The sequence below is a fragment of the Vibrio sp. 1069 genome (assembly GCF_033340555.1).
This window is the reverse complement of sequence record NZ_JAWOWP010000685.1, coordinates 1-579: the sequence shown is the minus strand read 5'-3', so window position 1 is coordinate 579 and position 579 is coordinate 1. Positions and strand designations below refer to the sequence as shown.

Here is a 579-nt window from a genome sequence, read left to right as displayed (position 1 = left end):
TGTTTCCGCACAGATTTCCATTGTATGAATGGCATTGCGAGAGCCTTCTTGAAGATTCGAGATCATGTGTTGGATCTCTTTTGTGCTGTCTTGAGTTCGACCTGCAAGATTACGCACCTCATCTGCTACTACAGCAAAGCCTCGTCCTTGTTCGCCTGCTCGAGCTGCTTCAATTGCAGCGTTCAAGGCTAATAGGTTGGTTTGTTCCGCAATATCCCCGATTACATCCAGGACTTTCACGATGTTGTTTACATCTTGATCGAGATCTGCAACTGCTTTACTTGCAGTATTCAGCTGAGTCGCAAGACCTTGGATGTTATCTACCGTACTGTGGATCAGTGATTGAGTGTGCTGACTTTGTTTATCTGCTTCATCGGTATTACGTGCTGTGTCGCTAGCAGAGCTTGCCACATGGTTAGCGGAAGAAGCCATTTCTGTCATCGCTGTTGCAATCATTGCGGTCGATTGCTGCTGAGAAACGGTAAGATCGGCGATGGAATTTGAGCGCGACTCTACTGCTGATAGCTCATCGCGTAGAGCGTGCATCGATTGTTCAAGGTTAGTCACCATGGTTGCCAA

Annotated in this window: 1 protein-coding gene; it reads right to left on the bottom strand. The window is 47.2% G+C overall.

The window, feature by feature from the left end; all coding sequences use genetic code 11:
- On the bottom strand, nucleotides 1-579 hold a 579-nt coding region (locus tag R7040_RS28485), incomplete at both ends, for a methyl-accepting chemotaxis protein (protein WP_318097890.1).